General features: G+C 59.3%; 21 protein-coding genes. 19 read left to right on the plus strand and 2 right to left on the minus strand.

Annotated features, from left to right (window positions below):
* Positions 1–106: 106 nt before the first annotated feature.
* Entirely contained in the window at positions 107–2,809 is a 2,703-nt protein-coding gene (locus tag ACP7CZ_RS05300; RefSeq protein ID WP_034126830.1) for a [protein-PII] uridylyltransferase, read from the minus strand.
* A gap of 64 nt (positions 2,810–2,873) precedes the next feature.
* Entirely contained in the window at positions 2,874–3,656 is a 783-nt protein-coding gene (map, locus tag ACP7CZ_RS05305; RefSeq protein WP_054917857.1) for a type I methionyl aminopeptidase, read from the minus strand.
* 388 nt (positions 3,657–4,044) lie between these two features.
* On the opposite strand from map, the gene rpsB reads away from it, so the two are divergent.
* The 19 genes from rpsB (at position 4,045) to ACP7CZ_RS05400 (ending at position 26,759) form a co-directional block, all read left to right on the plus strand.
* A complete protein-coding gene (gene rpsB / locus ACP7CZ_RS05310) occupies positions 4,045–4,782 on the plus strand; it encodes a 30S ribosomal protein S2 (RefSeq protein ID WP_003189158.1) in 738 nt (245 codons plus the stop codon).
* A 191-nt stretch (positions 4,783–4,973) separates the two neighbouring features.
* Positions 4,974–5,837, plus strand: coding sequence for a translation elongation factor Ts (tsf, locus tag ACP7CZ_RS05315; protein WP_005785711.1), 864 nt, complete (start codon positions 4,974–4,976; stop codon positions 5,835–5,837).
* Positions 5,838–6,048: 211 nt separating this feature from the next.
* Positions 6,049–6,792: a UMP kinase gene (gene pyrH / locus ACP7CZ_RS05320; RefSeq protein WP_003189161.1), complete on the plus strand. Its 744-nt coding sequence runs from the start codon at positions 6,049–6,051 to the stop codon at positions 6,790–6,792.
* Positions 6,789–7,346 carry a ribosome recycling factor gene (frr, locus tag ACP7CZ_RS05325; RefSeq protein ID WP_003189163.1) on the plus strand — a complete coding sequence of 186 codons (558 nt, stop codon included), beginning with the start codon at positions 6,789–6,791 and terminating at the stop codon, positions 7,344–7,346. The genes pyrH and frr overlap by 4 nt, the downstream gene beginning before the upstream one ends.
* A gap of 17 nt (positions 7,347–7,363) precedes the next feature.
* Entirely contained in the window at positions 7,364–8,119 is a 756-nt protein-coding gene (gene uppS / locus ACP7CZ_RS05330) for a polyprenyl diphosphate synthase (protein ID WP_005785713.1), read from the plus strand.
* The gene (locus tag ACP7CZ_RS05335; RefSeq protein WP_070415440.1) at positions 8,120–8,926 is read left to right on the plus strand and encodes a phosphatidate cytidylyltransferase; all 807 of its coding nucleotides are present in this window, start codon (positions 8,120–8,122) and stop codon (positions 8,924–8,926) included.
* Positions 8,923–10,113 (plus strand): 1-deoxy-D-xylulose-5-phosphate reductoisomerase, encoded by a 1,191-nt coding sequence (ispC, locus tag ACP7CZ_RS05340; protein WP_294170785.1) that lies wholly within the window; start codon positions 8,923–8,925, stop codon positions 10,111–10,113. The genes ACP7CZ_RS05335 and ispC overlap by 4 nt, the downstream gene beginning before the upstream one ends.
* 53 nt (positions 10,114–10,166) lie before the next feature.
* Entirely contained in the window at positions 10,167–11,519 is a 1,353-nt protein-coding gene (rseP, locus tag ACP7CZ_RS05345) for a sigma E protease regulator RseP (RefSeq protein WP_294170786.1), read from the plus strand.
* A 74-nt stretch (positions 11,520–11,593) separates the two neighbouring features.
* Complete coding sequence (gene bamA, locus ACP7CZ_RS05350; RefSeq protein ID WP_057975605.1) at positions 11,594–13,981, plus strand: outer membrane protein assembly factor BamA; 2,388 nt, start codon at positions 11,594–11,596, stop codon at positions 13,979–13,981.
* Positions 13,982–14,026: 45 nt separating this feature from the next.
* Positions 14,027–14,530: an OmpH family outer membrane protein gene (locus tag ACP7CZ_RS05355; RefSeq protein ID WP_003189173.1), complete on the plus strand. Its 504-nt coding sequence runs from the start codon at positions 14,027–14,029 to the stop codon at positions 14,528–14,530.
* Between the two features lie 3 nt (positions 14,531–14,533).
* Complete coding sequence (gene lpxD, locus ACP7CZ_RS05360) at positions 14,534–15,589, plus strand: UDP-3-O-(3-hydroxymyristoyl)glucosamine N-acyltransferase (RefSeq protein ID WP_034126835.1); 1,056 nt, start codon at positions 14,534–14,536, stop codon at positions 15,587–15,589.
* 111 nt (positions 15,590–15,700) lie between these two features.
* Positions 15,701–16,141 (plus strand): 3-hydroxyacyl-ACP dehydratase FabZ, encoded by a 441-nt coding sequence (gene fabZ / locus ACP7CZ_RS05365; RefSeq protein ID WP_003172281.1) that lies wholly within the window; start codon positions 15,701–15,703, stop codon positions 16,139–16,141.
* On the plus strand, positions 16,138–16,914 hold the full coding sequence (gene lpxA / locus ACP7CZ_RS05370) for an acyl-ACP--UDP-N-acetylglucosamine O-acyltransferase (RefSeq protein ID WP_032893181.1): 777 nt from the start codon (positions 16,138–16,140) through the stop codon (positions 16,912–16,914). Before fabZ ends, lpxA begins: the two co-directional genes overlap by 4 nt.
* A gap of 2 nt (positions 16,915–16,916) precedes the next feature.
* The gene (lpxB, locus tag ACP7CZ_RS05375) at positions 16,917–18,056 is read left to right on the plus strand and encodes a lipid-A-disaccharide synthase (protein ID WP_072446902.1); all 1,140 of its coding nucleotides are present in this window, start codon (positions 16,917–16,919) and stop codon (positions 18,054–18,056) included.
* Between the two features lie 2 nt (positions 18,057–18,058).
* Positions 18,059–18,685, plus strand: coding sequence for a ribonuclease HII (gene rnhB, locus ACP7CZ_RS05380; RefSeq protein WP_161793220.1), 627 nt, complete (start codon positions 18,059–18,061; stop codon positions 18,683–18,685).
* A 76-nt stretch (positions 18,686–18,761) separates the two neighbouring features.
* Positions 18,762–22,283, plus strand: a complete 3,522-nt coding sequence (gene dnaE, locus ACP7CZ_RS05385; protein WP_294170826.1) for a DNA polymerase III subunit alpha — start codon at positions 18,762–18,764, stop codon at positions 22,281–22,283.
* Positions 22,284–22,412: 129 nt separating this feature from the next.
* Positions 22,413–23,360 (plus strand): acetyl-CoA carboxylase carboxyltransferase subunit alpha, encoded by a 948-nt coding sequence (locus ACP7CZ_RS05390; protein ID WP_003189182.1) that lies wholly within the window; start codon positions 22,413–22,415, stop codon positions 23,358–23,360.
* Between the two features lie 174 nt (positions 23,361–23,534).
* Positions 23,535–24,854, plus strand: a complete 1,320-nt coding sequence (gene tilS, locus ACP7CZ_RS05395) for a tRNA lysidine(34) synthetase TilS (RefSeq protein ID WP_054897993.1) — start codon at positions 23,535–23,537, stop codon at positions 24,852–24,854.
* Positions 24,855–25,127: 273 nt separating this feature from the next.
* Entirely contained in the window at positions 25,128–26,759 is a 1,632-nt protein-coding gene (locus tag ACP7CZ_RS05400) for a CTP synthase (RefSeq protein ID WP_034126838.1), read from the plus strand.

Raw genomic sequence — 26,759 nt, forward strand, 5'->3', positions numbered from 1 at the left:
TGTGGGAGCTGGCCTGCCTGCGATCTGCGGTCGATCGGACGGGCCGAGGTGTCTGCATCGCAGGCAAGCCGGCTCCCACATGACTCGTGTTCACAAAGTTAAGAATTCAAATAGTCAGTCTGGTCAGCTCGACACCGGGTTCCTGGGTCACGCTCAACTGCTCCACGATTGCCGCCTGTAAACGCAGGCACAGCTCCGGGTCGGACAGTGGCTGGTTGTCGGCATCGGTGATAAAGAACACGTCTTCCACCCGCTCGCCCAGGGTCGCAATCTTGGCATTTTGCAATGACAGGTCGAACTCCAGGAAAATCCCGCCGATACGCGCCAGCAGGCCTGGGCGATCCGGTGCGCTGAGCTCCAGCACCGTCACCGGTCGCTGTGCGTCGTTGGAAATGGTCACCTGAGGCGCAAAGGCAAAATGCTTGAGCTGGCGCGGCACCCGGCGCTGGATGATGGTGGGGTAGTCGTCGGGGTTGCGCAGGGCTTCGGTCAGGCCCTCGCGGATCTTTTTCACGCGCGCCGGGTTGTCGCCAATCGAGTCGCCGTCGGCGTCGAGCACGATGTAGGTGTCGAGAGTGAATTGGCTGCTGGAGGTGATGACCCGGGCGTCATGGATGTTCAGGTTGAGCTGGTCCATGGCCGCCACGGTCACGGCGAAGAAGTCGTGCTGGTCGGGCGCGTAGATGAAAATCTGCGTGCCGCCTTCGAATTCGCGCTGGGTGGTTTCCTTGATCAAGACCAACGGGCCGCCATCGGCGGGTTGCTGCAGGATCGCGTCGCTGTGCCAGGCCACGTCGCCGGCGGTGTGGCGCAGGAAGTAATCGTCACCCAGTTGCGACCAGAGTTGCTCCACGTCGTCCGGGTCGTTACCGCCGCGCACCAAGATATCCAGGGCTGCGCTTTGGGTGCGGCGGATCTGCTCTTCGCGGTCCACCGGGTTCTCCAGGCCACGGCGCAGGGCGCGCTTGGTCTCGGTGTACAGCTGGCGCAACAGGCTGGCGCGCCAGGAGTTCCACAGCGTCGGGTTGGTGGCGTTGATGTCAGAGACGGTCAGCACATACAGGTAATCCAGGCGGGTTTCATCGCCGACGATGCCGGCAAAGTCGTGGATCACCTGCGGGTCGGACAAGTCCTTGCGCTGGGCCGTGGTCGACATCACCAGGTGGTTCTGCACCAGCCAGACAATCAGGCGGCTGTCCCACAACGGCAACTGGTGGCGCTGGCAGAAGGCTTCGGCATCGACCGCGCCGATCTCCGAGTGGTCGCCATGCCGGCCTTTGCCGATGTCGTGGTACAAGCCGGCCAGGTAAATCAGCTCGGGCTTGGGCAGCTTGGCCATCAGCTTACTGGCCAGCGGGAATTTCTCTGACACCTGGGTGTACTGCAACTTACGCAGGTGCTTGATCAGGTTCAGGGTGTGGGCATCGACGGTATAGATATGGAACAGGTCGTGCTGCATCTGCCCGACGATAAAGCCGAACTCCGGCAGGTAGCGCCCGAGAATGCCGTAGCGGTTCATGCGCCGCAGGTTGCGATGGATGCCGATGCGGCACTTGAACAGTTCGATAAACAGGCTGGTATTGCGAATGTCGTTGCGAAAATCGTCGTCGATCAGGTGACGGTTTTCCCGCAGCAAGCGGATGGTATCGGCACGCACGCCTTTGATCTCCGGCTGCTGGGCCATCAACACGAAGATTTCCAGCATGGCGAACGGCGTGCGGCGGAACACGTTGTCGTTGCGTGCTTCGATATAGCCGTCGTGCAACTGGAAACGCGCATTGATCGGCTGCGGCGGCGCTTCGTCCTCGGGGGCCAGGATCACTTCTTCGAAGTGCTGGATGATCAAGTCGCTGAGCTGGGCAATGCTCATGACCACCCGGTAGTACTGCTGCATGAAGCTTTCGATGCTGGTCTTCGCATCTTCGCCTTCAAAGCCCAGAAGGGTAGCGATAGAGCGCTGGTGATCGAAGAGCAGGCGGTCTTCGGAACGACCGGCCAGCATGTGCAGGGCGTAGCGCACCTTCCACAGGAATTCCTGGGACGAGGCCAGCAGGGAATTTTCGCTCTCCACCAGAAAGCCTTCGCCGGCCAGGGCGCGCAGGTTCAGCGTGCCGTATTGACGGCGCGCCACCCACAAGATTGTCTGGATATCCCGCAGCCCACCGGGTGAGCCTTTGACGTTGGGTTCCAGGTTGTATTCGGTGTCGTTGTACTTGTGGTGCCGGGCTTTTTGCTCGGCGCGCTTGGCCAGGAAAAAGTCTTTGCTTGGCCACATGTGTGCGGTACTGGTGACTTCAAGCATGCGCTGGCGCAGGCGCTCGGGGCCACAGATGGTGCGGCTTTCCATCAGGTTGGTGACCACCGTCAGATCGGCACGGGCCTCTTCGGCGCATTCGTCCACCGAGCGTACGCTCTGGCCGACTTCCAGGCCGATGTCCCACAGCAACGTCAGAAAGCGCTCGATGGAATCGCGAAAGATCTCGTGATCGGCCTGGTCCAGCAGGATCAGCAGGTCGATGTCGGAGTAGGGGTGCAGTTCGCCGCGACCGTAGCCGCCGACCGCCACCAGGGCGATATCGGCGTCGAAACTCCAATTGAACTGCTCCCAGGCCTTTTGCAGGATGTTATCGACGAACCAGGCGCGGTCTTCGATCAGGCGGCGAATATCCCGGCCGCTGCGAAAGCGCGCATCGAGCACCTCGCGGGCTTGGCGGATAGCCTTCTTGAAGGCGGCGATGGGGCTTGCCTTCAGTGCCAGCTCGGCCTGGAATTGGCCACGGTCGAAGAGTTCGGGATCCACCTGGGGCATCGTTCGGCTTTCCTTTCTATCTATCAGTCAGTCACAACACGTTGCGGGAAAACCTGGGCGACCTTCAGGCAGAAACGCGTGGGATGGTGTCGTCAGCGCGCAGGGTGAAGATCTCGTAGCCGGTGTCGGTGACCAGCAGGGTGTGCTCCCACTGGGCCGAGAGCTTGCGGTCCTTGGTGATGGCGGTCCAGCCGTCGCCCAGCACCTTGGTGTCGGCCTTGCCCTGGTTGATCATCGGTTCGATGGTGAAGGTCATGCCGGCCTTGAGTTCCATGCCGGTGCCGGCGCGGCCGTAATGCAGAATCTGCGGCTCTTCGTGGAACACCTTGCCGATACCGTGGCCGCAGAACTCGCGCACCACCGAGAAGCCGTTCTTTTCCGCGTGCTTCTGGATCACTTCACCGATGTCACCCAGGCGGCAGCCGGGCTTGACGATCTCGATGGCCTTGTACATGCATTCCTGGGTGACCTGGGACAGACGCTCGGCCCATACCGGCACATTACCGACGTGGAACATGCGGCTGGTGTCGCCGTGGTAACCATCCTTGATCACCGTGACGTCGATGTTCAGGGTGTCGCCGTCTTTCAGTGGCTTGTCACCGGGAATGCCGTGGCAGACCACGTGGTTGATCGAGGTGCAGATCGACTTGGGGAAGCCTTTGTAATTCAGCGGGGCAGGGATGGCTTTTTGCACGTCGACTATATAGTCGTGGCAAATGCGGTCCAGCGTTTCGGTGGTGACGCCGGGCTTGACGTGTTCGGCGATCATTTCCAGCACGTCGGCAGCCAGTTTGCCGGCAACGCGCATGCCTGCGATGTCTTCGGCGGTTTTCAAGGTAACGGTCATACAGGCTCTCTCTAGCGCGACGCGCTGAAATCAATACGGTTCACGGGGAGCGCGACAAAGGGGTACAGCATTCGCGCAAGTCCCAAAAAACGCGATTCTAACAGACGATGCTGGCAAATCATGCGCGTCTGGTGATCGCTTCTCTCTATGAGGTAGAGGCATGTTGGCTGTATTCAAGGGGTTACGCAAAGACGACGACCGGCAAGTGTGATTGCGGGTTTCGTTTTTGCCGATGCTGTGGTATAAAATGCGCCGCTTTCCGGGGATACCCCGCAAAGCTTAAATCCACACACGTGTCGACACGATGACCTGGGTGCCGGAGGCCTTGATGCCGCTGGTTGGTCATTGGGATACGTGGAGGCCAAACCCGACTTATTAAGGAACTATCATGTCCCAAGTCAACATGCGCGATATGCTGAAGGCCGGTGTGCACTTCGGTCACCAGACCCGTTACTGGAACCCGAAAATGGGTAAGTACATTTTCGGCGCGCGTAACAAGATTCACATTATCAACCTTGAAAAAACCCTGCCAATGTTCAACGAAGCGCTGACTTTCGTAGAACGTCTGGCCCAGGGCAAAAACAAGATCCTGTTCGTTGGCACCAAGCGTTCCGCTGGCAAGATCGTTGCTGAAGAAGCAGCACGTTGCGGTTCGCCGTACGTCGATCACCGCTGGTTGGGCGGCATGCTGACCAACTTCAAAACCATCCGTGCTTCCATCAAGCGTCTGCGTGACCTTGAAGTACAAGCCGAAGACGGTACTTTCGCCAAGCTGACCAAGAAAGAAGCGCTGATGCGCTCCCGTGACCTGGAAAAGCTCGATCGTTCCCTGGGTGGTATCAAGGACATGGGCGGTCTGCCTGACGCACTGTTCGTTATCGACGTTGATCACGAGCGCATCGCGATCACCGAAGCCAACAAGCTGGGCATCCCGGTTATCGGCGTAGTCGATACCAACAGCAGCCCGGAAGGCGTTGACTACATCATCCCAGGCAACGATGACGCAATCCGCGCTATCCAGCTGTACATGGGTTCGATGGCTGACGCTGTAATCCGTGGTCGCAACCACGTTGCTGGTGGTACCGAGCAGTTCGTTGAAGAAGCTCCGGTAGCTGCCGCTGAGTAATTGACGCCCTGGCGTTGACTCAGTAAGCAAAAAGGGGGCTTGGCCCCCTTTTTGCCACCTCGAAAACCATTTGTCGGCAGCGCAGCTACATTATTTGTAACGTGCAGCGACCTACAACGGAAATTCGGGAAGAATTGATCGCCCGTTTGATCGGGTGGAATGGTTGAAAACCTATCCAAGAGGATTTTGAAATGGCAGAGATTACTGCAGCGTTGGTTAAAGAACTGCGTGAGCGTACCGGCGAAGGCATGATGGATTGCAAAAAGGCCTTGACCAAGGCCGGCGGCGACATCGAAAAAGCCATTGATGACATGCGTGCTTCCGGCGCCATCAAGGCTGCCAAGAAAGCAGGCAACGTGGCTGCTGAAGGCGCTATCGCTCTGAAAGAAGACGGCAAATCCGCCGTTCTGCTGGAAGTGAACTCCCAGACCGACTTCCTGGCTCTGCAAGATGACTTCAAGGCATTCGTTGCTGCCAGCGTCGAAAAAGCTTTCGCTGACAAGCTGACCACTGTTGAGCCTCTGATCGAAGCTCAAGAAGCAGCTCGCCTGGTACTGGTCGGCAAGGTTGGCGAAAACGTCAACATCCGTCGCCTGGTTCGCGTTGAAGGTGACGTAGTTGGTGGCTACCTGCACGGCAACAAAATCGGTGTTGCAGTTGTTCTGAAAGGCGGCGACGTTGAGCTGGCCAAAGACATCGCGATGCACGTTGCTGCAAGCAACCCTGAGTTCCTGCTGCCTTCGGAAGTTTCGGCCGAAGCGATCGAGCGTGAAAAAGCTGTGTTCCTGCAGCTGAACGAAGAAAAAATCAAAGGCAAGCCAGAAAACATTGTTGAGAACATGGTCAAAGGCCGTATCAGCAAGTTCCTGGCCGAAGCAAGCCTGGTTGAGCAGGCGTTCGTCAAGAACCCTGAAATCAAGGTTGGCGAACTGGCCAAGAAAGCCGGTGCTGAAATCGTTTCCTTCACTTACTTCAAAGTAGGCGAAGGCATCGAGAAGCCGGTCGACAACTTCGCTGAAGAAGTTGCTGCCCAGCTGGCTGCCGCCAAGCAATAAGACAGTTCCAAACTGTCGCCGAAAGAGGCTGCCCGCTCACGCGCGCAGCCTCTTTTCAAATGGGAAGGCCAATTTTATTTGGTTTCCTCTCGGAACTGGCTTACAAAGCCGTGTTCCGATGGCGCTGTGACAGCGTCCAGCTAGAGTGAACGCAAGCCGTAAACGGCTCGCCAAGAATTTTTTAAAAAATACGCCGCAGGAGAGATTCGCAATGGCTCAGCAGGGCAGTGGTTATCAGGCTCGCTATAAACGCATTCTACTCAAGCTCAGCGGCGAGGCCCTGATGGGCTCGGAAGAGTTCGGGATCGATCCCAAGGTGCTTGACCGCATGGCGCTGGAAGTCGGCCAGTTGGTCGGTATCGGCGTGCAGGTCGGCCTGGTGATTGGTGGTGGCAACCTGTTCCGCGGTGCGGCACTGAGTGCGGCCGGTATGGACCGGGTTACCGGCGACCACATGGGCATGCTGGCCACTGTGATGAACGCCCTCGCCATGCGCGACGCCCTGGAGCGCGCCAACATCTCGGCCATCGTGATGTCGGCAATTTCCATGGTTGGCGTGACCGATCACTATGATCGCCGCAAAGCCATGCGCCACCTGAACTCCAAGGAAGTGGTGATCTTTGCTGCTGGCACAGGTAACCCGTTCTTCACTACCGACTCGGCCGCATGCCTGCGTGCTATCGAAATCGATGCCGACGTGGTGTTGAAGGCGACCAAGGTGGATGGCGTATACACTGCAGACCCATTCAAAGACCCGCATGCCGAGAAGTTCGATCATCTGACCTACGATGAAGTACTGGATCGCAAGCTGGGTGTCATGGACCTGACCGCTATCTGCCTGTGCCGCGACCACAAGATGCCGCTGCGCGTATTTAACATGAACAAGCCCGGCGCCCTGCTGAATATCGTACACGGCGGCGCAGAAGGGACTCTGATCGAGGAAGGCCAACAATGATCAACGAAATCAAGAAAGACGCCCAGGCGCGTATGCAGAAATCCCTGGAATCCTTGAGCCATGCCTTTGGCCAGATCCGTACTGGCAAGGCGCACCCAAGCATCCTGGGCAGCGTGATGGTGCCTTACTACGGTTCCGACACCCCGCTGAGCGGCGTGGCCAACGTGACCGTGAAGGATTCGCGTACCCTGCAAGTTGTTGCCTTCGAGCGCAACATGCTCGCCGCCGTCGACAAGGCTATCCAGAGTGCCGGCCTGAACCTCAACCCGACCAACTTGGGCGAGTTGCTGCTGATCTCCATGCCAGCCCTGACCGAAGAAACCCGCAAGGGCTTCACCAAGCAGGCGCGCAGTGCTGCTGAAGATGCGCGCGTTGCCGTGCGTAACATCCGCCGCGATGCACTGGGCGATCTGAAGAAGCTGGTCAAGGACAAGGAAATCAGCGAAGACGAAGAACGCCGCGCCGTCGCTGATATCGACAAGCTGACCAAGGACGCCGAAGCCCAGATCACCAAGGCGACCGAAGAAAAAGAAAAGGACCTGATGGCCGTATAAGGGGTCAGGACGCCTTCATGGAAAAGACCAAGCAGACTGTGCCCTCCGTGGTGCCGCGCCATGTCGCGATCATCATGGATGGGAATAATCGCTGGGCGAAAAAACGCTTTATGCCGGGTGTTGCCGGGCATAAAGCGGGTGTTGACGCGGTAAGGGCGGTGATTGAGGTGTGCGCCGAGGCCAAGGTCGAAGTATTGACCTTGTTCGCGTTCTCCAGTGAGAACTGGCAGCGGCCCGCCGATGAAGTCAGTGCCTTGATGGACCTGTTCTTCAAGGCATTGCGTCGTGAGGCCAAGCGCCTCAACGACAACAACATCAGTCTGCGCATCATTGGTGATCGCTCGCGGTTCCATCCGGAGCTGCAAGCTGCCATGCGTGAAGCCGAGGCCATCACTGCCGGCAGTAACCGTTTTGTGTTGCAGATCGCAGCCAACTACGGTGGCCAGTGGGATATCGCCCAGGCTGCGCAGCGGCTGGCCCGCGAAGTGCAGGCCGGCCATCTGCGCCCGGACGACATCACGCCCGAACTGTTGCAAACCTGCCTGGTGACCGGCGACCTGCCGTTGCCGGACTTGTGCATTCGTACCGGTGGCGAGCATCGCATCAGCAATTTCCTGCTGTGGCAGTTGGCCTACACCGAGCTGTACTTCTCCGACCTGTTCTGGCCGGACTTCAAACACGATGCCATGCGTAATGCACTGGCTGATTTCGCTTCCCGTCAGCGTCGCTTCGGTAAAACGAGCGAGCAGATCGAAGCTGGAGCCCGGGTTTAAATGCTTAAACAACGAATCATCACGGCGCTGATCCTGCTGCCGATTGCCTTGTGCGGTTTTTTCCTGCTCGACGGTTCCGGTTTTGCGCTGTTCATCGGCCTGGTTGTGACCCTTGGTGCGTGGGAGTGGGCGCGCCTGGCAGGCTTCGTCAACCAGTTGCCGCGTGTGGCCTATGCCGCCTTGGTCGCGCTGTTGTTGTTCTTCATGTACATCCTGCCGGACATCGCGCCCTGGGTGCTGGGGGCTGCAGTGTTGTGGTGGGCGTTGGCGACTTTCCTGGTGCTCACCTATCCGCGCACCAGTGGCCAGTGGTCCAGCGTGGCCTGCAAGCTGGTGATTGGCCTGGCGATCCTCTTGCCGGCCTGGCAAGGGCTGGTGGAGATCAAGCGTTACCCGCTGGGCAACGAATTGATCCTGGCTGTGATGGTGTTGGTATGGGGTGCCGACATTGGTGCCTACTTCTCGGGTAGAGCTTTTGGCAAACGCAAGCTGGCCCCGGCCGTAAGCCCCGGCAAGAGCTGGGAAGGTGTATACGGCGGCCTGGCCTTGACGCTGCTGATCACCCTGGTGGTCGGTGTGGTGCGTGACTGGTCGGTAAAGGAGGTGCTTCTGGCCTTGCTGGGGACGGCTATTGTCGTCTTCATCTCGGTGGTGGGCGACCTTACCGAGAGCATGTTCAAACGCCAGGCGGGCATCAAGGACAGCAGTAACCTGTTGCCTGGTCATGGCGGTGTGCTTGACCGTATCGACAGCCTCACCGCTGCGCTGCCTATTTTTGCCGTGCTGTTGTGGATGATCGCTTCGTGAGCCGCCTGCAGCAGGTTACGGTGCTGGGTGCGACCGGCTCGGTCGGGCTCAGTACCCTGGATGTCATCGCGCGTCACCCCGATCGCTATCAGGTTTTCGCCCTGACCGGCTTCACGCGTTTGCGCGAGTTGCTGGCCTTGTGCGTGCGTCACTCGCCGCGCTTTGCCGTGGTGCCGGAAGCTGCTGCGGCTCGCAGTCTGCAGGATGATCTGCGGGCTGCCGGGCTGGCCACTCAGGTATTGGTTGGCGAGGCAGGCTTATGCCAGGTCTCGGCCGATGCGGACGTGGATACGGTGGTGGCGGCGATTGTCGGTGCGGCAGGTTTGCGCCCGACCTTGGCGGCAGTCGATGCTGGCAAGAAAATCCTGCTGGCCAACAAAGAAGCCTTGGTCATGTCCGGCGCACTCTTTATGCAAGCGGTGCGTAAGAGCGCAGCGGTGCTGCTGCCTCTGGACAGCGAGCACAACGCCATCTTCCAGTGCATGCCCGGTGATTTTGCCCGCGGCTTGAGCCAGGTCGGCGTGCGCCGAATTCTGCTGACGGCATCGGGTGGCCCATTCCGCCAGACTCCGTCGGCCGAGCTGGACCATGTGTCTCCCGATCAGGCATGCGCTCACCCGAACTGGTCCATGGGGCGCAAAATCTCCGTGGATTCGGCGAGCATGATGAACAAGGGCCTGGAGTTGATCGAGGCATGCTGGCTGTTCGATGCGCGGCCTGATCAGGTTGAGGTGGTCATTCACCCACAAAGTGTGATCCATTCCCTGGTCGATTACGTGGATGGTTCGGTGTTGGCGCAATTGGGTAACCCGGACATGCGCACACCGATCGCCAACGCCTTGGCGTGGCCTGAGCGGATTGATTCCGGCGTAGCACCGTTGGACTTGTTTGCAATCGCGCGCCTGGACTTCGAAGCCCCGGACGAGCAGCGTTTCCCTTGTTTGCGCCTGGCGCGGCAAGCGGCCGAGGCGGGTAACAGTGCCCCGGCGATGCTTAACGCGGCCAACGAAGTTGCCGTGGCGGCGTTTCTTGAGCGGCGCATCCGCTTTCCGCAGATCGCGAGTATCATCGAGGACGTCCTGGCGCTTGAGCCGGTAGTGGCAGTGAATGACCTGGAGGCGGTGTTCGAGGCCGACACCAAGGCCCGAGCCCTGGCCGGGCAATGGTTGGATCGCAATGCGGGTTAGGCCGCGGGCAGGTTTGAGTCTTCAGGCATTGGATTGAAGTGCGGAGAAATTAGATGAGTGCGCTCTACATGATTGTCGGCACCCTGGTTGCTCTGGGTGTGTTGGTGACCTTCCACGAATTCGGCCACTTCTGGGTGGCGCGTCGTTGCGGCGTCAAGGTATTGCGCTTTTCCGTCGGTTTCGGCATGCCGTTGTTGCGCTGGCATGATCGCCGCGGCACTGAGTTTGTCATTGCTGCTATCCCGTTGGGCGGCTACGTCAAGATGCTCGATGAGCGCGAAGGCGAAGTGCCTGCAGACCAGCTGGACCAATCCTTCAATCGCAAGACCGTTCGTCAGCGTATTGCGATTGTGGCGGCGGGACCGATCGCCAACTTCCTGTTGGCGATGGTGTTTTTCTGGGTCTTGGCCATGCTGGGCAGCCAGCAGGTGCGCCCGGTCATTGGCGCGGTCGAAGCCGACAGCATCGCGGCCAAGGCGGGCCTGACGGCAGGGCAGGAAATTGTATCGATTGATGGCGAACCCACCACAGGGTGGGGCGCGGTCAATTTGCAGTTGGTGCGTCGCCTGGGTGAAAGCGGCACCGTCAATGTGGTAGTGCGTGACCAGGGCTCCAGCGCCGAAACCCCGCGGGCATTGGCGCTGGACCATTGGCTCAAGGGCGCCGATGAGCCCGATCCGATCAAATCCCTCGGGATCCGCCCTTGGCGTCCGGCCTTGCCGCCGGTGCTGGCCGAGCTGGATCCAAAGGGGCCGGCCCAGGCTGCTGGCCTGAAAACCGGTGATCGCCTGTTGGCCCTTGATGGCCAGGCGCTGGGTGACTGGCAGCAGGTGGTTGACCTGGTGCGTGTGCGCCCTGATACCAAAATTGTGCTGAAAGTTGAGCGCGAAGGTGCTCAAATCGACGTCCCCGTGACCCTGTCGGTGCGAGGCGAAGCCAAGGCGGCCGGGGGCTACCTGGGGGCAGGGGTCAAAGGTGTCGAATGGCCGCCATCGATGGTGCGAGAGGTCAGCTACGGGCCTTTGGCAGCGATTGCAGAGGGCGCGAAACGCACCTGGACCATGAGCGTGCTGACCCTCGAATCCCTCAAGAAAATGTTGTTCGGTGAGCTCTCGGTAAAAAACTTGAGTGGACCGATAACCATTGCTAAAGTGGCGGGCGCTTCTGCCCAGTCGGGTGTCGCGGATTTCCTGAATTTCCTGGCTTATCTGAGTATTAGCCTTGGGGTTCTGAATTTGCTGCCCATTCCAGTATTGGATGGGGGGCATCTGCTGTTTTATCTGGTCGAGTGGGTGCGTGGTCGCCCCTTGTCGGATCGGGTGCAGGGTTGGGGGATACAGATTGGTATCAGTTTGGTGGTCGGGGTGATGTTGTTAGCCCTGGTCAACGATCTGGGACGTCTGTAACGCTTCGCTGAATTGCGAATCTGCCGCATTTTGCGGCAGTTTGTTTATTGCCAGTTGGAATAAGAAAGGACTTCATGAAACGTCTGCTGCTAACTGCGGTTCTCACCGTATTGATGATCGCCGAAGTTCACGCCGAGTCCTTCACCATCTCCGATATTCGCGTCAATGGCCTCCAGCGGGTCTCCGCGGGTAGCGTCTTTGGTGCCTTGCCGTTGAACGTCGGGGAACAGGCGGATGATCGTCGCCTGGTGGAATCCACTCGTGCGCTGTTCAAAACCGGGTTCTTTCAAGATATCCAACTGGGTCGCGAAGGCAACGTCCTGGTCATCACGGTCGTCGAGCGACCTTCCGTCGCCAGTATCGCGATCGAAGGTAACAAGGCCATCTCCACTGAAGACCTGATGAAGGGCCTGAAGCAATCGGGCCTGGCCGAGGGCGAGATCTTCCAGCGCGCAACCCTTGAGGGTGTGCGTAACGAGTTGCAACGTCAGTACGTTGCCCAGGGCCGCTACTCCGCGACCGTGGAAACCGAAGTGATCCCCCAGCCTCGTAACCGTGTGGGCCTGAAGGTCAACATCAACGAAGGCACCGTGGCCGCCATCCAGCACATCAACGTCGTGGGCAACACCAAGTTCCCTGATGAAGACCTGGTCGACCTGTTCGAACTCAAGACCACCAACTGGTTGTCGTTCTTCAAGAACGATGACAAGTACGCCCGTGAAAAACTCTCCGGTGACCTGGAACGCCTGCGCTCCTACTACCTGGACCGTGGCTACATCAACATGGACATCGCTTCGACCCAGGTGTCCATCACCCCGGACAAGAAGCACGTCTATATCACCGTCAACGTCAACGAAGGCGAGAAGTACAAGGTTCGTGACGTCAAGCTCAGCGGCGACCTGAAAGTGCCTGAAGACCAGGTCAAGTCCCTGCTGCTCGTGCAGAAGGACCAGGTGTTCTCGCGCAAGCTGATGACCACCACCTCAGAACTGATCACCCGCCGCCTGGGTAACGAAGGCTATACCTTCGCCAACGTCAACGGCGTGCCGACCCCGAATGATGAAGACCACACCGTGGACATCACCTTCGTCGTCGATCCTGGCAAGCGTGCCTACGTCAACCGTATCAACTTCCGTGGCAACACCAAGTCCGCGGACGAAGTGCTGCGTCGTGAAATGCGTCAGATGGAAGGTGGCTGGGCTTCGACCTACCTGATCGACCAGTCCAAGACCCGTCTTGAGCGCCTGGGCTTCTTCAAGGAAGTCAACGTCGAAACCCCGGCCGTACCGGGTGTGGATGACCAGGTTGATGTGAACTACGCCGTTGAAGAACAAGCCTCGGGTTCGATCACCGCCAGCGTCGGTTTTGCCCAGAGTGCCGGTTTGATCCTGGGTGGTTCCATCACGCAGAACAACTTCCTGGGTACCGGTAACCGTGTGTCCATCGGCCTGACCCGCAGCGAATACCAGAGCCGATACAACTTCGGCTATACCGACCCCTACTGGACTGCAGACGGTGTGAGCCTGGGCTACAACGCCTTCTACCGCACCACCGACTACAAAGACCTCGATGTTGACGTTGCAAGCTATGCGATCGACAGCCTGGGTGCCGGTGTAAACGTGGGTTACCCGATCAGCGAGACTTCGCGCCTGACCTTCGGCCTTACCGCCCAGCAGGATGAGATCAAGACCGGTATTTATACCGTGGACGAAATCTTCGACTTCACCCGTCGTGAAGGCGACAAGTTCCTGAACTTCAAGGCGTCTGCCGGCTGGTCCGAGTCGACCCTGAACAAAGGCGTACTGGCAACCCGCGGCCACTCCCAGAGCCTGACCGCGGAAGTCACTACGCCGGGCAGCGACCTGTCGTTCTTCAAGCTCGACTACCGCGGCCAGTTGTTCCAGCCGTTGAGCGATAACTACACCATGCGCCTGCACACAGAGTTGGGCTATGGCGACGGTTATGGTTCGACCAATGGCTTGCCGTTCTATGAAAACTACTATGCAGGTGGTTTCAACTCGGTACGTGGCTTCAAGGACAGCACTCTGGGTCCGCGTGGTACGCCGAGCCGCGGTTTTGACCGGACCGGTAACCAGGGCACTGTCGCTGACTCGGACAACGACCCGCTGCCATTCGGTGGTAACGTGCTGATCCAGGGTGGTGCGGAGATTCTGTTCCCGCTGCCGTTCGTCAAGGACCAGCGTTCCCTGCGTACTTCGGTCTTCTGGGACGTGGGTAACGTGTTCGACTCCAAGTGCGAACAGATCAAAAACCCAAGTGGCTTGAAGTCCAATACTCAATGCAACGACGTGAGCCTCAGCAACCTGGCGAGCTCCGTGGGCGTGGGTGTGACCTGGGTGACTGCGCTGGGCCCGTTGAGCTTTGCTCTGGCCATGCCGATCAAGAAACCGGATAACGCTGAAACCCAGATTTTCCAATTCTCCCTCGGCCAGACGTTCTAAGCGTCTGACCTAAGATAACGACAACGGATTCTGTAGGAGTACATCGTGCGTAAGTTGACTCAATTGGTCTTGCTGGCCACTGTGCTGGTCACCACCCCGGCCTTCGCCGAAATGAAAATCGCGGTCCTGAACTATCAGATGGCCCTGCTGGAGTCCGATGCGGCCAAGCGATACGCCGTGGATGCCGAGAAGAAATTCGGTCCGCAGCTGACCAAGCTCAAGACACTGGAAAGCAGCGCCAAGGGTATCCAGGACCGCCTGGTAGCCGGTGGCGACAAGATGCAGCAAGGCGAGCGCGAGCGTCTGGAGCTTGAATTCAAGCAAAAGGCCCGTGACTACCAGTTCCAATCCAAGGAGCTGAACGAAGCCAAGGCTGTGGCCGACCGCGAAATGCTCAAGCAGCTCAAGCCGAAATTGGACAGCGCTGTGGAAGAAGTCATCAAGAAGGGTGCCTTTGACCTGGTGTTCGAGCGTGGCGCCGTGATCGACGTCAAGCCTCAATACGACATCACCCGCCAGGTGATCGAGCGCATGAACCAGCTGAAGTAAACCATGACAGCGACTATCAAGCTCGGCGAGTTGGCCGAGTTCCTGGGGGCCACCTTGCGTGGCTCCAAGGAGAAAGAAATCACTGGGCTAGCCACCTTGCAGGAGGCTGGCCCAGCTCAGTTGAGCTTCCTCGCAAATCCTCAATACCGTAAATACCTGGTCGACTGCCAGGCCGCAGCAGTGTTGCTGAAGGCCGCCGACGCCGAAGGGTTTACCGGGGATGCGCTGGTGGTGGCCGATCCGTACCTGTCGTACGCCAAGGCGTCGCACCTGTTCGATCCCAAGCCGAAGGCGGCCGGCGGTATTCACCCGTCTGCCGTGATCGCCGATGATGCCCAGGTTGATCCTGCCGCCAGCATCGGTGCATTCGCCGTGATCGAAAGCGGGGCGCGTATTGGTGCTGGTGTCACCGTGGGTGCCCACTGCTTTATCGGTGCACGCTGTGAAATTGGTGCCGATGGTTGGCTGGCCCCCCGCGTGACCCTCTACCACGATGTGCGTATTGGTCAGCGTGTGGTCATTCAGTCCGGTGCTGTTATCGGCGGCGAAGGCTTTGGCTTTGCCAACTCCAAAGGTGTCTGGCACAAGATCGCCCAGGTCGGTGGCGTATTGATCGGCGATGATGTGGAGATCGGTGTAAACACTGCGGTGGATCGCGGGGCTCTGGCCGATACCGTGATCGGTAACGGTGTGAAGCTCGATAACCAGATCCAGATCGCCCACAACGTGCAGATTGGCGATCACACCGCCATGGCTGCCTGCGTGGGCATCTCCGGCAGCACCAAGATCGGCAAGCATTGCATGCTCGCCGGTGGCGTTGGGCTGGTGGGGCATATCGATATTTGCGACAACGTCTTCATCACCGGCATGACCATGGTGACCCACTCGATCACAGAGCCAGGGGCCTACTCGTCCGGTACCGCGATGCAACCTGCGGCCGAATGGCGCAAGAGTGCCGCGCGTTTGAGGAAGATCGACGACATGGCACGACGTATCAAACAGCTTGAAAAGCGTGTCGGGGACGTGACCCCTGGCGGTAATGCTTCATCAGAAGGCTGATACCATTTCCATATCAAGTGTGCGCAGCCGCTAGACGGCCTCCTTGATTTGCTAGCGGGGCGTGCGCCTGGTGCGCCCGCCCCCAATCTTTATTACAGGCTTCCCCCCGAAATGATGGACATCAACGAGATTCGCGAATACCTGCCTCACCGTTACCCGTTCCTGCTGGTGGACCGCGTAGTGGACCTCAATGTCGAGGAAAAGCGCATTCGTGCCTACAAGAATGTCAGCATCAACGAACCATTCTTCAATGGTCACTTTCCTGCGCATCCAATCATGCCAGGTGTGTTGATCATCGAAGCCATGGCCCAGGCTGCCGGTATCCTTGGTTTCAAAATGCTCGACCTCAAGCCTGCTGACGGCACGCTTTACTATTTCGTGGGTTCGGACAAGCTGCGTTTTCGCAACCCGGTCACCCCGGGTGACCAGTTGATCCTGGAAGCCAAGTTCATCAGTTGCAAACGCCAGATCTGGAAGTTCGAATGCCAGGCCTCGGTAGATGGCAAGCCGGTGTGCTCTGCCGAGATCATCTGTGCGGAACGCAAACTATGAGTTTGATTGACCCTCGCGCAATCATCGATCCGTCGGCCGTACTGGCCGCCGACGTTGAGGTCGGCCCTTGGTCGATCGTCGGCGCAGGTGTGGAAATCGGCGAGGGGACTGTCATCGGGCCGCACGTGATCCTCAAGGGTCCGACCCGCATTGGCAAACACAATCGCATCTACCAGTTTTCCTCGGTAGGCGAAGACACCCCGGACATGAAGTACAAGGGTGAAGAAACACGCCTGGTAATCGGTGACCACAATATTATCCGTGAAGGCGTCACCATTCACCGTGGCACCGTGCAAGATCGCGCCGAAACCACCTTGGGTGATCACAACCTGGTCATGGCCTATGCGCACATCGGCCATGACAGCGTGATCGGCAATCATTGCATCCTGGTCAACAACACTGCGTTGGCAGGCCATGTGCACGTTGATGACTGGGCGATCCTTTCCGGCTTCACCCTGGTACATCAATACTGCCATATCGGCGCCCACAGCTTTTCCGGTATGGGCACCGCCATCGGCAAGGATGTCCCGGCATTCGTGACGGTGTTCGGCAATCCTGCCGAAGCCCGCAGCATGAATTTTGAAGGCATGCGTCGTCGTGGTTTCAGCGAAGAAGCCATCCACGCCCTGCGCCGTGCCTACAAGACGGTTTACCGCCAAGGGTTGACCGTGGAGCAGGCCCTGGCCGAGTTGGCCGAGCCTGCCACGCAGTTCCCGGAAGTCGCGGTATTCCGTGATTCTATCCAGACCTCGACTCGCGGCATCACCCGCTGATCATGGCCACTCTGCGTATTGCGCTCGTGGCCGGTGAAGCTTCCGGCGATATCCTGGGTTCTGGCTTGATGCGCGCGCTCAAGGCCCAGCATCCGGCGGTGGAATTTATCGGGGTCGGCGGCCCGTTGATGCAGGCCGAAGGCCTGACCTCCTATTTCCCCATGGAGCGCCTGTCGGTCATGGGACTGGTGGAAGTCTTGGGGCGCCTGCGTGAGCTGCTGGCTCGCCGCAAGCTGCTGATCAAGACGCTGATCGAAGAAAAACCTGACGTCTTTATCGGCATCGATGCGCCGGACTTCACGCTCAATATCGAACTCAAGTTGCGCCAGGCCGGGATCAAGACCGTGCACTACGTCAGCCCATCCGTGTGGGCGTGGCGCCAGAAGCGTGTGTTGAAAATCCGCGAAGGCTGCGACCTGATGTTGACCTTGCTTCCATTCGAAGCCCGGTTCTACGAGGAGAAGGGCGTGCCGGTGCGGTTTGTCGGCCACACCCTGGCTGACGCCATTCCCTTGCAGGCTGATCGTGCGGCTGCGCGCGCCGAGCTGGGCTTGCCCGATGGCCCGTTGGTAGCGTTGATGCCAGGCAGTCGTGGCGGTGAGGTGGGGCGTTTGGGGGCGTTGTTTTTTGATGCTGCCGAACGTCTTCAGGCGCAAAAGCCGGGAATCCGCTTTGTGCTGCCTTGCGCCAGTCCACAACGTCGTGCACAGATCGAAACCCTGCTGGAAGGCCGCAACCTGCCGTTGACCCTGCTCGATGGCCAGTCCCACCTGGCCCTGGCAGCCTGCGATGCGGTGTTGATCGCCTCGGGCACTGCCACACTTGAGGCCCTGCTGTACAAGCGGCCGATGGTCGTGGCCTATCGCCTGGCGCCACTGACCTTCTGGATCCTCAAGCGCATGGTCAAGAGCCCTTACATTTCCTTGCCCAACCTGCTGGCCCAGCGCCTGCTGGTGCCGGAGTTGTTGCAGGACGATGCAACGCCCGAAGCGCTTGCGCAAACCCTACTACCCTTGATTGACGGCGGCGAAGAGCAGACCCGTGGTTTCGACGATATTCACCGCACGTTACGCCGTGATGCCTCGAACCAGGCGGCCGACGCCGTGTTGACCCTGATCGGCCATAAACAGGAAGCCTTATGACCATGCAAATGGGCCTGGATTTCAGTCTCGTCGCCCAAGCCCACGAACTGGTGGCGGGTGTTGACGAAGTCGGGCGCGGCCCGCTGTGTGGCGCAGTGGTCACGGCGGCGGTGATCCTTGATCCGAACCGCCCGATCCTGGGGCTCAACGATTCGAAGAAGCTCACCGAAGCCCGTCGCGAAAAGCTCTATGACGAGATCTGTGAGAAAGCCCTGAGCTGGCATATCGCCCGGGCTGAAGTCGAAGAAATCGACGAGCTGAATATCCTGCACGCCACCATGCTGGCGATGCAGCGCGCTGTGGAAGGGCTGCACATCACCCCGAAAATGGCGATGATCGACGGTAACCGCTGCCCCAAACTGACAATGCCGTCCGAAGCGGTGGTCAAGGGCGATAGCAAGGTTCCCGCCATTGCCGCCGCCTCGATCCTGGCCAAGGTCAGCCGCGACCGTGAAATGGCCGCGTTCGAATTGATCTATCCCGGCTACGGCATTGGAGGCCATAAAGGCTACCCGACCCCCGTTCATCTGGAAGCTCTGGCTCGGCTCGGCCCCACCCCGATCCATCGCCGCTCGTTTGCCCCGGTGCGCCAGGCTTATGAGGCCCGTGAAAGTCTGATCGAGGTATAGCAGCAAGGCTGATGTTTTTACCCAGGCCCGGTACAATCCGGGCCTTGTTGTTTTCATGTATCAAGACAGGATCACTATGCCGGCTTCATTCGTTCATCTACGCCTGCACACTGAGTACTCCCTGGTCGACGGCCTGGTACGGATCAAACCGCTGGTCAAAACCCTGGTGGGCATGAACATGCCTGCGGTTGCGGTTACCGACCAGAACAACATGTGTTCCCTGGTCAAGTTCTACAAGAACGCCATGGGCGCCGGCATCAAGCCGATCTGCGGCGCCGATCTGTGGCTGTCCAACAAAGACCCGGATAGCCCCCTGAGCCGCATCAGCCTGCTGGCGATGAACGGCGTGGGTTATCGCAACCTCACCGAACTGATCTCCCGTGGCTTTATCGATGGTCAGCGCAACGGCTCGATCATCATCGAGCGCGAGTGGGTGGCCGAAGCCAGCGAAGGACTGATCATGCTCTCGGCGGCCAAAGAGGGCGAAATCGGCATCGCGCTGCTGGGCGGCAACCCTCAGGAAGCCGAAGTGCTGGCGCGTGAGTGGATGCAGGTGTTCCCAGGCCGGTTCTACCTGGAAGTCCAGCGCACCAACCGCCCCAACGATGAAGAGCATCTGCACGCTGCCGTAGCCCTGGCCGATAAGCTGGGTGCGCCGCTGGTGGCGACCAATGATGTGCGCTTTATCAAGAAAGAAGATTTCGAAGCCCACGAGACCCGCGTGTGCATCGGCGAAGGCCGTGCCTTGGATGACCCGCGCCGCTCGAAGAACTACAGCGAAGAGCAGTACCTCAAAAGCGCCGAGGAAATGGCGGAGCTGTTCAGCGACTTGCCCGAGGCCCTGGAAAACTCCGTCGAGATCGCCAAGCGCTGCAACATCGAAGTGAAGCTGGGCAAACACTTCCTGCCCAACTTCCCGATTCCCGATGGCATGACCATCGACGAATACTTTCGCAAAGTGTCGTTCGATGGCCTGGAGGAACGCCTCAGCGTCCTGCTGCCCAAGGACACCACCGAGGACTACGAAGCCAAGCGCCAGGTGTATGTCGATCGGTTGAATTTCGAGCTGGATATCATTATCCAGATGGGGTTCCCCGGTTACTTCCTGATCGTAATGGACTTTATCCAGTGGGCCAAAAACAACGGTGTGCCGGTAGGCCCTGGCCGGGGGTCAGGTGCTGGCTCGCTGGTGGCCTACGTACAGAAGATCACCGACCTTGACCCGCTTGAATATGACCTGCTGTTCGAACGGTTCCTGAACCCGGAACGGGTTTCCATGCCCGACTTCGACGTCGACTTCTGCATGGATGGCCGTGACCGCGTGATTGAGTACGTGGCCGAAAAATACGGTCGCAACGCGGTAAGTCAGATCATCACCTTCGGCTCCATGGCCGCCAAAGCGGTAATCCGCGACGTGGCGCGGGTGCAGGGCAAATCCTACGGTTTGGCGGACCGCCTGTCGAAGATGATCCCGTTCGAAGTCGGCATGACCCTGGAAAAAGCCTACGAGCAGGAAGAAATCCTGCGCGACTTCATCAAGGTCGATGAAGAAGCCGCCGAAATCTGGGACATGGCGCGCAAGCTCGAAGGCGTGGTGCGTAACGTCGGTAAACACGCCGGTGGTGTGGTTATTGCGCCGACCAAGCTCACCGACTTTTCGCCGATCTATTGCGATGAAGAAGGCGACGGCCTGGTCACCCAGTTCGACAAGGACGACGTGGAGGCCGCCGGCCTGGTGAAGTTCGACTTCCTCGGCCTGCGGACCCTGACGATCATCGACTGGGCACTCAAGACCATCAACCGCGACCGTGCCAAGGTCGGCGAAGAGCCGCTGGATATCGCGTTTATCCCGCTGGACGACAAGCCGACGTACAGCCTGCTGCAAAAAGCCGAAACCACCGCAGTGTTCCAGCTTGAATCCCGGGGCATGAAGGAGCTGATCAAAAAGCTCAAGCCCGACTGCCTGGAAGACTTGATCGCACTGGTGGCCCTGTTCCGTCCGGGCCCGCTGCAATCGGGCATGGTGGATGACTTCATCAACCGTAAACACGGCCGGGCCGAGCTGGCTTACCCGCATTCCGACTATCAGTATGAAGGCCTCAAGCCCGTACTGGCGCCGACCTACGGCATCATCCTGTACCAGGAACAGGTGATGCAGATCGCCCAGGTGATGGCCGGCTACACCCTCGGCGGTGCGGACATGCTGCGTCGCGCCATGGGTAAGAAAAAGCCCGAGGAAATGGCCAAGCAGCGCGGCGGTTTCATTGAAGGTTGCGCCACCAACAATATTGATGCCGACCTGGCCGGTAACATCTTCGACCTGGTAGAAAAGTTCGCCGGTTATGGCTTCAACAAATCCCACTCCGCCGCCTATGGCCTGGTGTCGTACCAGACCGCCTGGCTGAAAGCCCACTACCCGGCACCGTTCATGGCGGCGGTACTTTCGGCGGATATGCACAACACCGACAAGGTCGTGACCTTGATCGAGGAAGTGCGCACCATGAAGCTGCGCCTCGACGCGCCGGACGTGAACGCTTCGGAGTTCAAGTTCACGGTGAACGACGAAGGCCGCATCATCTATGGCCTTGGCGCGATCAAAGGCGTGGGCGAAGGCCCGGTCGAGGCCATTACCGAAGCGCGTCAGGACGGGCCGTTCAAGGAACTGTTCGACTTTTGCGCACGCGTTGACCTCAAGCGCATCAACAAGCGTACCCTCGATGGCCTGATCCGCAGCGGCGCACTCGACCGTCTTGGCCCGTATTTTCATGATGAGCCGAAGGCTTACCAGGCCAATATCGACCGCAACCGTGCGGTGTTGCTGACCGCCATGGAAGAGGCGATCAAGGCCGCCGAACAGACCGCCCGTACCCATGACAGCGGCCACGCCGACCTGTTTGGCGGGCTGTTCGTCGAAGAAGATGCGGATGTCTACGCGAATCACCGCAAGGCCAAGGAGCTGACTCTGAAGGAGCGCCTCAAGGGTGAAAAAGACACCTTGGGCCTGTACCTCACTGGCCACCCGATTGACGAGTACGAAGGCGAAATCCGCCGTTTTGCCCGCCAGCGCATCATCGACCTGAAGCCGGCGCGGGATACCCAGACCGTCGCCGGTATGATCATCGCCCTGCGGGTGATGAAAAATAAGAAGGGCGACAAGATGGGCTTCATCACCCTCGATGACCGCTCGGGCCGCATCGAAGCGTCATTGTTTGCCGACGCGTTTCACTCCGCCCAATCGCTGTTGCAGACCGACGCCATGGTGGTGGTGGAAGGGGAGGTCAGCAATGATGACTTCTCCGGTGGCCTGCGCCTGCGCATCAAGCGCGTGATGAGCATGGAAGACGCCCGCACCAACCTGGCCGAAAGCCTGCGCCTGAAGGTCAAGACCGAAGCGCTTAAAGGTGATCAGCTACGCTGGTTGGGTGACCTGCTAAAACGCCATCGTGGCGCATGCCCGGTGACCATGGAGTACACCGGCAGCGATGCCAAGGCCATGTTGCAGTTTGGTGAGACGTGGCGAATTGATCCCGCTGATGGCTTGATTCAAGCTTTGCGTGACCAGTTCGGGCGAGACAACGTCTTCCTCCAATACCGTTGACGGTCATATAGATCTGATCTCGACTAAACATTTAATCTCGACCTAAACGCGCCTCTCCCTTAAGGTAGGGCGCGAATAGACAACCGGCTGGCCAGGCACCCCTTGGCCGTCGACCCAAGACGGACGCTTATGAACCCGAATTTTCTTGATTTCGAACAGCCGATCGCTGACCTGCAAGCCAAGATCGAAGAGCTGCGCCTGGTCGGCAATGACAATTCGCTGAACATCGGTGATGAAATCGCTCGCCTGCAAGACAAGAGCAGCACGCTCACCGAAGACATCTTCGGCAAGCTGACCAGCTGGCAGATCGCGCGCCTGGCTCGCCATCCGCGCCGTCCCTACACCCTGGACTACATCGAACACATCTTCACCGAGTTCGACGAGTTGCACGGCGACCGTCACTTCTCCGACGACGCAGCCATCGTGGGCGGCATCGCTCGCCTGGACGACCAGCCGGTGATGGTGATCGGTCACCAGAAGGGCCGTGAAGTGCGCGAGAAAGTACGCCGCAACTTCGGTATGCCGCGCCCGGAAGGCTATCGCAAGGCGTGCCGCCTGATGGAAATGGCCGAGCGCTTCAAGATGCCGATCCTGACCTTCATCGACACGCCGGGTGCCTACCCGGGTATCGACGCCGAAGAGCGCAACCAGAGCGAAGCGATTGCCTGGAACCTGCGCGTCATGGCGCGCCTGAAAACCCCGATCATCGCCACTGTGATTGGTGAAGGTGGTTCCGGCGGTGCCCTGGCCATTGGTGTCTGCGACCAACTGAACATGTTGCAGTACTCGACCTACGCGGTGATCTCGCCGGAAGGTTGTGCCTCGATCCTGTGGAAAACCGCCGAAAAGGCGCCGGACGCTGCCGAAGCCATGGGTATCACCGCCGATCGCCTCAAAGGCCTGGGTATCGTGGACAAGGTCATCGCCGAGCCACTGGGCGGCGCCCACCGTGACCCGGCTGCCGCTGCTGCGACCATCCGTGCCGAGTTGGGATCGCAACTGGCGATGCTCAAGAAGCTGGATAACGAAGCGCTGCTGGCTCGTCGTTATGAGCGCCTGATGAGCTACGGCCTCTAAGCCGACGCTGTACCCAATGCGGGAGCCGGCTTGTGTGGGAGCTGGCTTGCCGGCGATAGCATCACCTTGGTATCACTGATACCTCGAGGTGCCTGCATCGCGGGCAAGCCCGGCTCCCACATTTGTTTTGTGTATGCTGACGGACGTATTCAAGCTTTGCGGCGGTGACGTGTGATGAAACCAACCCTGCCGGCCACACTCCTGCACACCCTGGCCGACTGGCGCAACGCGCCGGCCTGGCATATCGCATTCTCCGGCGGTCTCGACTCCACCGTTCTGCTGCACCTCCTGGCCTCATTGGCCAAAATCGAAAATCTGCCTCCTGTCAGCGCCGTCCATGTCCACCATGGCCTGCAAGCTGCTGCCGATGCTTGGCCCTCTCATTGCCAATCGGTCTGCGACAGCCTGGGCGTACCTTTGCGCGTCATGCGCGTGCAGGTCAGTGAGGGTGCGAGCCTTGAACGTGCGGCCCGCGAGGCGCGCTACCAAGCGTTCATGCAGGTCCTAGGGGGGGGGGAGGTGCTTTTCACTGGCCAGCATCGCGACGATCAAGCCGAAACCCTGCTGTTTCGCCTGCTGCGTGGCGCCGGTGTAAGAGGGCTGGCGGCTATGCCTGAGCATCGCCCCTTGGCGCAGGGGTGCTTGGTGCGGCCGTTGCTGGCATTTTCCCGTAGCGACCTGGAAGCCTACGCCCATCAGCATCAGTTGCAGTGGATCGACGACCCCTCCAACGTTGATCCACGGTTTTCCCGCAATTACCTGCGTCACCACGTACTTCCCACGCTGACGAAACGCTGGCCACAGGCGATCACCCACTTGGCTCGCACGGCTGAACACATGGCTGAGGCGCAAGGGCTGCTCGACGAATTGGCGATGATGGACCTGCAGCGCGCCGATCAGCCTTCTGCGTTTCCCTGGTTGCCTCTGCCGTCCCTGGCGCTTGAACCATTGCGCGAGCTATCCGATGCCCGCCAGCGTAACGCCCTGCGGCATTGGCTCACGCCACTGACCCGTTTACCCGACAGCGACCACTGGGCCGGTTGGCATGCCCTGCGCGATGCCAAGAGCGACGCACAGCCTCTGTGGCGCCTGGCCGACGGCCAAATGCAGCGTAGCGGTGAACGCATCTGGTGGTTGCCCTCAACATGGTCGGAGTTTTCCGACGCATCGGTGAGCTGGCCCGATCCGCAAGATCCACTAAAGTTAACGGGCAATGGTCAACTGAGGTTTATCGGCAAGGCCCCCGAAGGCCCGCTGGAGGTGCGTTATCGCCAGGGTGGCGAAATCATCGACGTAGCGGGCCGAGGCCGGCGGAATCTCAAGCGTCTGCTGAATGAAAGCGGCATGCCGGGTTTCGCCCGTGGCAGATTGCCGCTGGTCTATCGGGGCGAGCAATTGCTGGCTGTGCCAAGCGTTGCGGGGGCATGGTCCAGGTCGGTGGGTGAGGTGCAATTGGATTGGTTGCCACAGACCTGCGATCAAGGTTTGAGCTGATAGCGCCTTTCCGGTAGACTACGCTCCCTTCTTGATACAACTTCTGTGGATTCGCCTGAATCGCAGTCGTTGCCGATTACCAAGCAGTCTTTGCTGGGCGATTCCAAAAAATGTGTAGCGATCAACGTACCGGTGCTTCATTGCTGGTCTGTCACAACGCGGCGGTTTTTTTGAAAGGTGCACTGTGATTAATGCAGGTGATCGGGGGCTTCGGCCTTCCTTCGCTTTCCCCGGCGGCTCGGACCGCTTTAACGCAGACTTCTAGGGTTTTTCATGACGCGCTACATATTCGTCACGGGCGGTGTTGTTTCTTCATTGGGGAAAGGCATTGCCTCCGCTTCATTGGCGGCCATCCTGGAGGCGCGGGGACTTAAGGTCACCATGCTCAAGCTGGACCCGTACATCAACGTTGACCCGGGCACCATGAGCCCGTTCCAGCACGGTGAAGTGTTCGTCACCCACGACGGCGCCGAGACCGACCTGGACCTGGGCCACTACGAGCGGTTCATCCGCACGACCATGACCCAGAACAACAACTTCACCACCGGCCGTGTCTACGAGCACGTGCTGCGCAAAGAGCGCCGTGGTGACTACCTGGGTGCAACCATCCAGGTGATCCCGCACATCACCGACGAAATCAAGCGCCGCATTATCAAGGGTGCTGGCGATGCCGACGTGGCGATGGTCGAGATCGGTGGCACCGTGGGTGACATCGAGTCCCAACCGTTCCTCGAAGCCATCCGCCAGTTGCGTTTCGAAGTCGGCGCCAAGCGCGCGATGCTGATGCACCTGACACTCGTGCCGTACATCGCCACTGCCGGCGAAACCAAAACCAAGCCTACCCAGCATTCGGTCAAGGAACTGCGTTCCATCGGCCTGCAGCCGGATGTGCTGGTATGCCGCTCCGATCACCCGATCGACATTTCCTCGCGCCGCAAGATCGCGCAGTTCACCAACGTTGAAGAACGTGCGGTGATTGCCCTGGAAGACGCCGACACCATCTACAAGATCCCGGGCATCCTGCATTCCCAGGGGCTGGATGATTTTGTGGTCGAGCGTTTCGGCCTGCAGTGCGGCGGCGCCGACCTGTCCGAGTGGGAAGCGGTTGTCGACGCCAAGCTCAACCCTGAGCATGAAGTCACCATCGCCATGGTCGGCAAGTACATGGAACTGCTGGACGCGTACAAGTCGCTGATCGAAGCGATGAGCCACGCCGGTATCAGCAACCGTACCAAGGTCAACCTGCGCTACATCGATTCCGAAGACATCGAGAACCAGGGCACCGCGCTGCTCGAAGGTGTTGACGCTATCCTCGTTCCCGGCGGTTTCGGCCTGCGTGGCGTGGAAGGCAAGATCACCGCAGTGCAGTACGCCCGTGAAAACAAGGTGCCGTACCTGGGTATCTGCCTGGGCATGCAAGTGGCTGTTATCGAGTTCGCCCGTAACGTGCTGGGCTGGAAAGACGCCAACTCCACCGAGTTCGATCACACCAGCGGCCATCCGGTCGTGGGCCTGATCACCGAGTGGGAAGACGCCACCGGCGCCGTTGAAACCCGTACCGAAACCTCCGACCTGGGCGGCACCATGCGCCTGGGTGCACAGGATTGCCTGCTGGAAGCCGGCTCGCTGGTACACGACTGCTACGGCAAGGACGTGATCGTTGAGCGTCACCGCCACCGTTACGAAGTGAACAACAACCTGCTGCCGCAGATCAAAGAAGCTGGCCTGAAAATCTCCGGCCGCTCCGGTGATGGCAAGCTGGTTGAAGTGGTCGAGGCACCGGATCATCCGTGGTTCGTGGCTTGCCAGTTCCACCCGGAGTTCACCTCGACACCGCGTGACGGTCACCCGTTGTTCAGTGGTTTCGTCAAAGCAGCACTGACGCAACATCAGAAGAAGGCGTAA

Source organism: Pseudomonas sp. DWP2-2, assembly GCF_049897065.1.
Lineage (GTDB): Bacteria > Pseudomonadota > Gammaproteobacteria > Pseudomonadales > Pseudomonadaceae > Aquipseudomonas > Aquipseudomonas paracarnis.

Coding starts and splice junctions, on each gene's coding strand:
- lpxA (WP_032893181.1), top strand. CDS start 16,138: ATGAGTTTGATTGACCCTCGCGCAATCATCGATCCGTCGGCCGTACTG.
- pyrH (WP_003189161.1), top strand. CDS start 6,049: ATGGCTCAGCAGGGCAGTGGTTATCAGGCTCGCTATAAACGCATTCTA.
- uppS (WP_005785713.1), top strand. CDS start 7,364: ATGGAAAAGACCAAGCAGACTGTGCCCTCCGTGGTGCCGCGCCATGTC.
- tsf (WP_005785711.1), top strand. CDS start 4,974: ATGGCAGAGATTACTGCAGCGTTGGTTAAAGAACTGCGTGAGCGTACC.
- rnhB (WP_161793220.1), top strand. CDS start 18,059: ATGCAAATGGGCCTGGATTTCAGTCTCGTCGCCCAAGCCCACGAACTG.
- ACP7CZ_RS05400 (WP_034126838.1), top strand. CDS start 25,128: ATGACGCGCTACATATTCGTCACGGGCGGTGTTGTTTCTTCATTGGGG.
- rseP (WP_294170786.1), top strand. CDS start 10,167: ATGAGTGCGCTCTACATGATTGTCGGCACCCTGGTTGCTCTGGGTGTG.
- rpsB (WP_003189158.1), top strand. CDS start 4,045: ATGTCCCAAGTCAACATGCGCGATATGCTGAAGGCCGGTGTGCACTTC.
- lpxB (WP_072446902.1), top strand. CDS start 16,917: ATGGCCACTCTGCGTATTGCGCTCGTGGCCGGTGAAGCTTCCGGCGAT.
- lpxD (WP_034126835.1), top strand. CDS start 14,534: ATGACAGCGACTATCAAGCTCGGCGAGTTGGCCGAGTTCCTGGGGGCC.
- ACP7CZ_RS05300 (WP_034126830.1), bottom strand. CDS start 2,809: ATGCCCCAGGTGGATCCCGAACTCTTCGACCGTGGCCAATTCCAGGCC.
- ACP7CZ_RS05390 (WP_003189182.1), top strand. CDS start 22,413: ATGAACCCGAATTTTCTTGATTTCGAACAGCCGATCGCTGACCTGCAA.
- bamA (WP_057975605.1), top strand. CDS start 11,594: ATGAAACGTCTGCTGCTAACTGCGGTTCTCACCGTATTGATGATCGCC.
- fabZ (WP_003172281.1), top strand. CDS start 15,701: ATGATGGACATCAACGAGATTCGCGAATACCTGCCTCACCGTTACCCG.
- dnaE (WP_294170826.1), top strand. CDS start 18,762: ATGCCGGCTTCATTCGTTCATCTACGCCTGCACACTGAGTACTCCCTG.
- ACP7CZ_RS05335 (WP_070415440.1), top strand. CDS start 8,120: ATGCTTAAACAACGAATCATCACGGCGCTGATCCTGCTGCCGATTGCC.
- tilS (WP_054897993.1), top strand. CDS start 23,535: ATGAAACCAACCCTGCCGGCCACACTCCTGCACACCCTGGCCGACTGG.
- map (WP_054917857.1), bottom strand. CDS start 3,656: ATGACCGTTACCTTGAAAACCGCCGAAGACATCGCAGGCATGCGCGTT.
- frr (WP_003189163.1), top strand. CDS start 6,789: ATGATCAACGAAATCAAGAAAGACGCCCAGGCGCGTATGCAGAAATCC.